Origin of the sequence: Brevundimonas sp. (genome assembly GCF_036399195.1) — a bacterium.
In the GTDB taxonomy this organism is placed as follows: domain Bacteria; phylum Pseudomonadota; class Alphaproteobacteria; order Caulobacterales; family Caulobacteraceae; genus Brevundimonas.
The window spans coordinates 1-8,182 of the sequence record NZ_DASWNO010000297.1 but is presented as its reverse complement, the minus strand read 5'-3'; the positions used below and the strand labels follow the sequence as shown (position 1 = coordinate 8,182).

The following is an 8,182-nucleotide window of genomic DNA, read 5'->3' as shown; positions in this document are numbered from 1 at the left end:
GGGGGAATCGATCGGCTTCCTGCCCGGCGACATGGAGGACAAGCTGGCCCCCTATCTGCGGCCGCTCTACGACGCCCTGTCCGACCGGCTGAGCATGAAGCGGGTCAAGGCGCTGATGGCCGAGGGGCTGATCGAGATCGCCCCGATCGGCTACATGCGGGGACGGACCCTGAACAACGCCTTCATCGTGGTCGACGAGGCCCAGAACTGCACCTACGTCCAGCTCAAGATGCTGCTGACGCGGCTCGGCTGGCATTCGACCATGGTTGTGACCGGCGATCCCCAGCAGTCGGACCTTCTGCCCGGCATTTCCGGGCTGTCGGACATCGCTGCGCGGCTGGCGCCGGTGCCGGACATCTCGGTCGTGACCCTCGCCGAGCGCGACATCGTCCGCCACCCGCTCGTGGCCTCGATGATCGGGGTCCTCTGACGCCCTGACAGGCTGCCCCCGGGGTCAGGCCGTCGCCGGGTTGCCGGCGGCGGCCTTTTCCCTGGCCAGCGCAAGGCCTTCCGGGGAGCCGCTGGACGGCGGCCGCGGCCGACCGCCCATGCGGTCGATGGCGGCGAAGACGAACGGGTTCAGGGAGATCGACAGCAGGGCCGCCGCCAGGATCAGATCGTGCGTCTCCTGCCGCATGCCGCCCAACTGCATGCTGAGCGCGGCGAGGATGAACGAGAACTCGCCGATCTGCGCCAACGCGGCCGCGACCGTCAGGCTGGTCGCGCGGTCCAGTTTGAACGCCGTGGTGATCGCCAGCGCGGCCAGCGACTTGCCGACGATGACGATGAAGAGGACGCCCAGCACCGCCATCGGCTCACGCACCAGAATGCTTGGGTCGAACAGCATGCCGACGGAGACGAAGAACAGCACGGCGAAGGCGTCCCGCAACGGCAGCGACCGCTCGGCCGCGTTGTGCCCCAGCGGGGAGCTGTTCAGCACCAGTCCCGCGAGGAAGGCGCCGAGGGCGAAGGAGTGGAACAGCTGATAGGCGATCCAGGCGATGCCCAACGCGATCGCCAGCACGCCGAGGGTGAACAGCTCGCGCGAGCGGGTGTGCGCGATCCGCACCAGCAGCCACGGCAGCACCCTTGAGCCGACGACCAACATCACGCCGGTAAAGGCGGCGACCTTGAACAGAGTCCAGCCGATCGACCGCGCCAGCACCGCCGGCTCCAACACCTCGCCCGGCTGGATCACCAGCAGGGGCAGGATGACGAGGGCGATGACGATCACCAGATCCTCGACGATCAGCCAGCCCATCGCCAGCCGCCCTGCCGGTCCCTTGACCTGACCCCGCTCCTCCAGGGCCCGCAGCAGGACCACGGTCGAGGCCACAGACAGGGCGAAGCCGGTCAGCGTCGCTTCGAGGTGACTCATCCCCATCAGTCGGCCGAGGCCCCAGCCGAGCGCGGTCGCGGCGGCGATCTGCACCAGAGCGCCGGGCACAGCGATCTTCCGGACCTTCATCAGTTCGGCGAGGGAGAAATGCAGGCCGACCCCGAACATCAGCAGGATCACGCCGACCTCGGCCAACTGCGGCGCCAACTCCCTGTCGGCGACGAAGCCGATGGTATGCGGCCCGACCATGACCCCCGCGACCAGATAGCCGACCAGAGGCGACAGCTTCAGCCGATTGGCCAGCATTCCCAGCAGGAAGGCGAGCACGAAGCCGCCGACGAGGGTCATGATCAGGCTGTCGGCGTGCGGCATCGGCGCTCCGGGAAGGGGTGCGGGGTCGTTCCGTGGCTGGAAGCGCCACATTTGGGGCCTGACGCCCGCCGAGGCAACCGCCGCCGGGCCCGCGGCGCGCGACACGATTGCCCCTTCGCGCCCGCTTCCCTTGCTGCTAACCGGACGGCGTCCACATTTCAGCGGTCCGAATGAAAATCTCACGCCTCGCCGTCATGGCCTTCGTCTTCGCCCTGATCGTGCTCGTGCTGGATCAGGCGACCAAGGCCTGGGTCATCTCCGGGCTCGACCTGCGTGAGGTCAGCCGGGTGGAAATCTGGCCCCCGATCTTCAACTTCTCATGGGTCGAGAATCGGGGGGTCAGCTTCGGCCTGTTCGGCGACGGCTCCGCCCGCTGGTTCCTCAGCGCCTTCTCGATCGCCGTGTCCGGCGCGCTTGGCTGGTGGGCGTTGCGGGCCGACCGGCGGCTGCTGATCACCGCCATCGGCCTGATCATGGGAGGCGCGCTCGGCAATGTGATCGACCGCGTCCGCTTCGGCTTCGTGGTTGATTTTCTGGACTTCTCCGGCACCGGGGTCTTTCCGTGGGTTTTCAATGTCGCCGACAGCGCGATCACCGTGGGGGTCGTACTGCTGATTCTCGACAGCCTGCTGTCGGAACGGGCGGCCAAGGTTGGCCTCGCCGCCGAAAAGTCGTAATCAGCCGCTTCCTGTAGATCCTGCGCGCGCCCGTCCGGCGCCCACCCGATCACCACCGAGATCCTTCATGCGCCTACGCACCGTCGCTGTCCTGACCCTGTCCACCTCGCTGCTGGCGCTGGGCGCCTGCTCGAGCATTCGGCAGGGCGTCGGCCTGACCAAGGTCACGCCCGACGAGTTCCTGACCGTGTCCACGGCGCCGCTGACCGTGCCGCCCGAGTACGGCCTGCGTCCCCCGGCCCCCGGCCAGCCGCGTCCGCAGGAGCTCGCGCCCGAATCCGCCGCCCGCCAGATCCTGCTGGGCCAGCGCCAGTCCGTGACCCGCTCCCCGGGCGAACAGCAGCTGGTCGCCCAGGCCGGCGGCGACCGGGCCGATCCCCTCGCCCGCTATGTGGTCGACGACGAGTTCGGCGACCTGGCGCACAAGGAAGAAGGCTGGGCCAATCGCCTGCTGTTCTGGCGCCGCGACGACCCCGCCAGCCAGGCAGCGACCACGGCGCAAACATCGGAAGGCGCGATCGTTATCGACGCCGCAAGCGAATACGCCCGGGTCCAGGCCCTAACCGGCGGCCGCGCGGGGATCACCATCGCCCCGCGCCGCGACACGGGCTTCAAGCTTCCCGGACTCTAGGACCCGAACGGTCCTTCCGAAGGCCCGGCGCCGCGCGGCTCCGGGCCTTTTTTCGCATCAGGCCTTGGCCGCGCCCGCGCGCAGGCCCCGCTCGGCCAGCGCAACGATCGCCACCCCGCCCATGGTCAGCGCCGCGCCGACCAGGATTTGCGCTGTCAGCACATCGCCCATGAAGCCCCAGCCGATCAGGATCGACACCACCGGCGTGGCCAGCAGATAGGGGGTCACCCGCCCGGCCTCGCGCTTCTGGACCAGCCAGAACACCAGGGTCGTGGCCACGACCGACGACACCAGACCTGCCCACAACACGCAGGCCCAGACCATGGCGTCGGCGTTGCGCGCCGCCTCCATCTGGCCGTCCTCGAACACTGCGGAAGCGAACGCCAGCGTTGGCAGGGCGACCAGCGCCAGCAGCCCCTGCATCTTCAATGGCGGGATCGATGTCGTGCGGCGCGCGATCACCGTGGTCATGGCCCAGGCCGCCGAAGCCCCGATCCCGACTAGGATCGCCTTCCAGTCGGCGACGGCGTGCGGATCCAGCGTCATCCAGGCGACCCCGACGAAGGCCACGGCCATGCCCGCCAAAGCGGCCTTCGACAGCCGTTCGCCCAGGGTCAGGAACGCGAACAGGGCCGTGAACGGCACCCACAGCTGCGCCGCGACCGACACCGGGCTGACGTCCTGGGCCAGCCAGAACGCGAGATAGATCAGACCGTAGTGGATCGGGCCGCCCAGCCCGACGATGATCAACAGACTCTTCCAGTTGGGGAAGGGCGGCCGGACGAAGGGGATCAGACAGGCGCCGGCCAGTGCGAACCGCAGCGCCCCCACCATCATCGGCGGCATGGTCTCGGTTGCGTACTTGGCCGCCGCGTTGTTGACGCCCCAGATCACCACCACCGCCACGATGGCGGCGATCTCCACGGGGGTCAGCGGGCTGCGGGGCTTGTCTGGCGTGATCACCCCGCGCCTATGGCACAGGATGAACAGGCGCGGGTCTCAAAGCGGGTAACGGAGCGTTTCGCCCTCAGAACGGAATGTCGTCGTTGAGGTCGTAGCTTTCCTTGGGCCCGCTCGGCTTGTTGGCGCCGCCAGTCGAGAAGCCGGATGAATAATCGTCGTCGCCTCCGCGCTGGCCGCCGCCGCCGCCGCCGCCGCCGCCGTCACGACCGCCCAGCATGGTCAGCTCGCCTCGGAACTTCTGCAGCACGATCTCGGTGGTGTATTTCTCGACGCCCGCCTGCTCGTACTTGCGCGTCTGCAGCGAGCCCTCGATGTACACGGTCGAGCCCTTCTTCAGATAGTTCTCGGCCACCTTGACGATGTTCTCGTTGAAGATGACCACGCGGTGCCACTCGGTCTTCTCCTTGCGCTCGCCGGTGGACTTGTCGCGCCACTGCTCGGACGTCGCGAGCGACAGGTTCGCGACCCGCTCGCCGGAGTTGAGGGTGCGGATCTCCGGGTCCTTGCCCAGATTGCCGACCAGAATGACCTTGTTGACGCTGCCCGCCATCGCCGAGCTCCTTCTTCGTTCTGGCCCGCCGCGCTTCGCGCCGTTCGTGCCGGTTGCTTTCAGACCTGACTAGCGCGCTTGCGCCGGCTGTACGTCAGCTTTCTCGCGCCATCCACAGCCGCTTTGTTCCACGTTTGTTCCGCGCCGTCTAGGGCGCGGAGCCCGCCGCCGGTTCCTCGGGCGGCGCGTTTACGGCGATCGGCGTGCCGTCGATCGCTCGCTGAATGGCGCCGGGGATGGCCAGCCGCCCGTCACCCGTGCGGGCCAACAGGATGAACCGCGATCCCTCCAGCGAGCGGGAAATCCAGACGCCGGCGCGGTCGATGAAGATGAACTGCCCCTGGTAGGAGCCGGTCACTTCCTGGCGGCTCCCTCCCAGCCGCAGGAACCGGATCCGCATTTCCTCCAGACGCGCCGCGCAGAACTCGATCTGCGGCTGGGCTTCGGCGACCTTGTTGAACTGAGGCGCCTCTCCTTCCGCGCCTGGCTCGACGGCGTAGCAGACGCCGACGTCGAACGGGGCTTCGGTGCTCTTCTGACAGGCCGCCACGGTCAACGAGCTCGCAACAAAGGCGACGGACATCAGGGTGGAGGGTCTCATCAGCGCAATCCCGGGAACTGGCAGCCGCGGTCCTGCTCGACCAGAGTACGGAAACGGGTGTTGTCGGAGGACTGTTCCACGCGCCGCGGAACCAGCCTGAGCGTCGTCTCGCCCCAGCGCCCGTACTGCGCCTCGCCCGGCCGCACGCAGGTGCCGGCGTAGAGCGCCTGCACGCACGCGTTGAGGCTCATGCCGGCCGAGAGCGAACGCCACTCGGAGCCGGTGTGTCTCAGACACGCGCTGCCCGAGGCCGGCTGCACGCTCGGCTGCGACGGCTGCTCGGCCGGGAGGGGCGGTTCGATTTCGGCCAGTTCAACCGGCGGCAGGGTCGGCGGCGGGTCGAAGGCGGCCGTCGGGGCCGCGGCCAGGGCGCCGGTCTCGTCCAGACCGACGTCAAGCGCGTCCGTGGCCACGCCGTTGCGGCGCGCGCAGTCCGACAGGGTCGCCATGCCGACGTACTGGCCGTCGACAAAACAACGCAGTTCACGGCTCGTATTCAATTCCGGCGCGTCGGACACGTCGATGGTCAGACCGCCCCGGGCGGCGGGCGGCGGCCCCGCGTCCTGATCCCGGCCGCTGCTGAACACCAGCGCCAGAACAATGGCCGCGATCACCGCCAGTCCGGCGCCGATCACGATGAGAAGACGATTGTCCTGAGGCATGAACCGCTCGCGTGGGTGGAGAACTCAATAACCCCGCGCGAGGCTTGGCCGTCAACGACCTTGTCCGGGACTAGCCGCCGAGGCGAGCCAGCGCGGCCTGGTAGTTGGCGAGCTGATTGGTCAGATAGGCGGGAACCGGCCCGCCGGCGCCGGGCGCGTTGGTTGCGGGATTCAGCGCCCGATAGGCGTCGCGCACCGCCTTCATCGCCCCCTGAAGCCGTTCACCCGCCGTCTTGGCCGACACCGCGTCGTTCAGGGTCAGACCCGCGGGGAGGTCCAGACCGAAGGTCTTCACCACATCGTCGCCCGACGAAGCGCCGACATACCCGGGCGAGAGCCCAAGGCCCGCCAGCGCGTCGCGGCCCGTCTCGCCGGCGGTCAGAACGGCGCCGGTCTTGCCGTTGCGGGCCGTGATCGACAGGCGCTGGAAGCCGCCGGTGGTGGTGGTGATCTCCCCTTCCCGGCCGGTGACCGCGCCGCCTTCGGACGCCACGGACGCCTTCAGCTTGCCCGCCGAGGCGATCTCGATCTTCCGCGCCAGTGTGGCCAGCGTATCCTTGGCCTCGATGGTCACCGAGATCGCTCGACCGCCGTCGGGCGGGCTGATGTAGAAGCGGTCGCCGACGCGCGCCGAGGTCGCGTCGATCAGTCGTTTCGAATCGCTCTGGTCGATCTCGCCCTTGGGCAGACCCAACCGGTCGAGCACGCTCGCGCCGCCGGCCGCCACCGCCAGCGTCAGGGGCTTGGCCTGGTCCCCCTGGCCGGACCAGGTCCGCTCGTACTCCACCGCGCCGGTCAGCGGGTCGAGGCGGGCGAGATAGCCCTGCGTCGGATCCGTATCCTTGGCGGCGACGCCGCGGTCCGCGACCCCGGTGATCCAGACCTTGCCGTCGTGGACCTTCACGTCGGCGGCGGTGTCGTCGCCCGCGCCGCCGTGCCACGTCAGCCGGTCCGCCGGACCGGCGGCCAGGTCGGCCGACAGGGTGGCGATGAAGACATCCTTGCCGCCCGAATGCGCCGCCGTGACTGTCCCGGCCGACAGGCCGCTGTCGCGGCTGGCCCCCGTCAGGATGACCCGCCCGCCCGAGACCGCCACGCCAGCGATATCGCCGCTGATCTCGCCCAGGTCGCGCGTCGACGCCAGGGTCGGGACGCCCGCGGCGTCGAGGGTGAACCGGCGCACGACCGCACGGCCGCTCTCGACCCCGGCTGTGTACAGGTTGGAGCCGTCGATGGTCATGGCGTCGACGCTGTCGCCGCCGACCGTTCCGAATTGCGTGGTGGCGGTCGCCTTGGCGACGATGCCCGCTGTGGGATACGGCTCGCCCGCCTTGAACGCCTGCACATAGCCGTCCCAGCCGCCGACCGCCGAGGCGCCCGGGATGGCGGATTGCGCGCGACCGGCGATGTAGACCGTCCCGTCCGCTCCGAAGCTGACCGCCGTGGCCTCGTCGGCCCCGCGCGCGCCGCGGCGCTGGGTCCACTGCTCCTCGCCGTCCTTGCTGAAGACCGTGACGAAGCTGTCGGCCACCCCGGCGGCCTCGCCGGTCTTGCCGGCGTCCGCAGCCGAGGTGTTGAGCGAGCCCGTGACCGAGCCCGCCACCGCGACGTCGCCATTCGCGCTGATCGCGATGGCGTAACCGCTGGCGGTCGAGGCGGCGCCGATCGTGCGCGTGGAGATCAGGCGGCCGGCGGTGTCGTACCGCATCAGCGCCACGTCCTTGACCCCCTTGATCGGCTGGGTGTCGGGACCGGAGATCACGTCGGCGACCAGCCATAGCGTTCCGTCCGCGGCCACGGCGCTGGCCCGGACAGATTCGACGCCGTCGGGCAGCGCCTCCTGCGACAGCCGGCCCTCGACCCAGTGGGTCTCTCCGACGTTGGCGCCGACGGGCGCGGGAGCGGCCCCTCCGTCGCTCTGGAATTTCAGCAGCTGCATCCCGGCGCCCGTGCCCGCGGACTGGACCACATAGACCGCGTCGGAGGTGTCCGCGGCGGTGAAGCCGACGGTCTCGGTCGAGTTGCCCCGGATGGCCAGGGCCCATTTGTCCGCACCGGCAGGCAGCGTAACCGTCTTGCCGTTGACCTGCAGGGTCTTCGGCTCGGCCTTGATCTGCTCGCGCCCGATCCGCGTGGCGACCCCGGCCGCCTCAAGCTGGTCGTTGATGTGGTTGAGCACGCTGTCGAGCGTCCGGGGCGTCCCACCCATGGCGGCCAGGTCGATCGGAACCGTGGTCGTCTTTGAATCGGTCAGACCGACCGGGACCCGGATGGTGATGTTGAACTTCACATCACCCTGGAAGGCGGTCACGGGAGCGCTCGTCGCGCCCTCGTGGATCGGCCCGGTAATCGAGTTGGCGCTGTCGCGCGCGACGGCCGCCGTGGTC

Annotated in this window: 9 protein-coding genes; 3 read left to right on the top strand and 6 right to left on the bottom strand. The window is 69.4% G+C overall.

Features of this window, described 5'->3' with window-relative positions; all coding sequences use genetic code 11:
- A partial coding sequence (locus VGB60_RS13060; protein ID WP_331038682.1) for a PhoH family protein occupies positions 1-430 on the top strand: 430 nt, incomplete at its 5' end.
- Between the two features lie 24 nt (positions 431-454).
- Here VGB60_RS13060 and VGB60_RS13055 read toward each other — a convergent pair.
- A complete protein-coding gene (locus tag VGB60_RS13055) occupies positions 455-1,711 on the bottom strand; it encodes a cation:proton antiporter (protein ID WP_331038681.1) in 1,257 nt (418 codons plus the stop codon).
- A gap of 170 nt (positions 1,712-1,881) precedes the next feature.
- Between VGB60_RS13055 and lspA the strand changes: the two genes are divergently transcribed.
- Both lspA and VGB60_RS13045 read left to right on the top strand, forming a co-directional pair.
- Positions 1,882-2,388, top strand: a complete 507-nt coding sequence (gene lspA / locus VGB60_RS13050; protein WP_331038680.1) for a signal peptidase II — start codon at positions 1,882-1,884, stop codon at positions 2,386-2,388.
- 67 nt (positions 2,389-2,455) lie between these two features.
- Positions 2,456-3,019, top strand: coding sequence for a DUF3035 domain-containing protein (locus VGB60_RS13045; protein ID WP_331038679.1), 564 nt, complete (start codon positions 2,456-2,458; stop codon positions 3,017-3,019).
- Between the two features lie 57 nt (positions 3,020-3,076).
- On the opposite strand, the gene VGB60_RS13040 is transcribed toward VGB60_RS13045, so the two are convergent.
- The 5 genes from VGB60_RS13040 to VGB60_RS13020 form a co-directional block, all read right to left on the bottom strand.
- Positions 3,077-3,982 (bottom strand): DMT family transporter, encoded by a 906-nt coding sequence (locus VGB60_RS13040; RefSeq protein WP_331038678.1) that lies wholly within the window; start codon positions 3,980-3,982, stop codon positions 3,077-3,079.
- A 64-nt stretch (positions 3,983-4,046) separates the two neighbouring features.
- Complete coding sequence (gene ssb, locus VGB60_RS13035) at positions 4,047-4,532, bottom strand: single-stranded DNA-binding protein (RefSeq protein ID WP_331038677.1); 486 nt, start codon at positions 4,530-4,532, stop codon at positions 4,047-4,049.
- A 148-nt stretch (positions 4,533-4,680) separates the two neighbouring features.
- Entirely contained in the window at positions 4,681-5,133 is a 453-nt protein-coding gene (locus VGB60_RS13030) for a hypothetical protein (RefSeq protein WP_331038676.1), read from the bottom strand.
- The gene (locus VGB60_RS13025) at positions 5,133-5,795 is read right to left on the bottom strand and encodes a hypothetical protein (protein ID WP_331038675.1); all 663 of its coding nucleotides are present in this window, start codon (positions 5,793-5,795) and stop codon (positions 5,133-5,135) included. Before VGB60_RS13025 ends, VGB60_RS13030 begins: the two co-directional genes overlap by 1 nt.
- 70 nt (positions 5,796-5,865) lie before the next feature.
- Positions 5,866-8,182, bottom strand: a 2,317-nt coding sequence (locus tag VGB60_RS13020; RefSeq protein ID WP_331038674.1) for a transcriptional regulator, incomplete at its 5' end; no start/stop codon positions are given.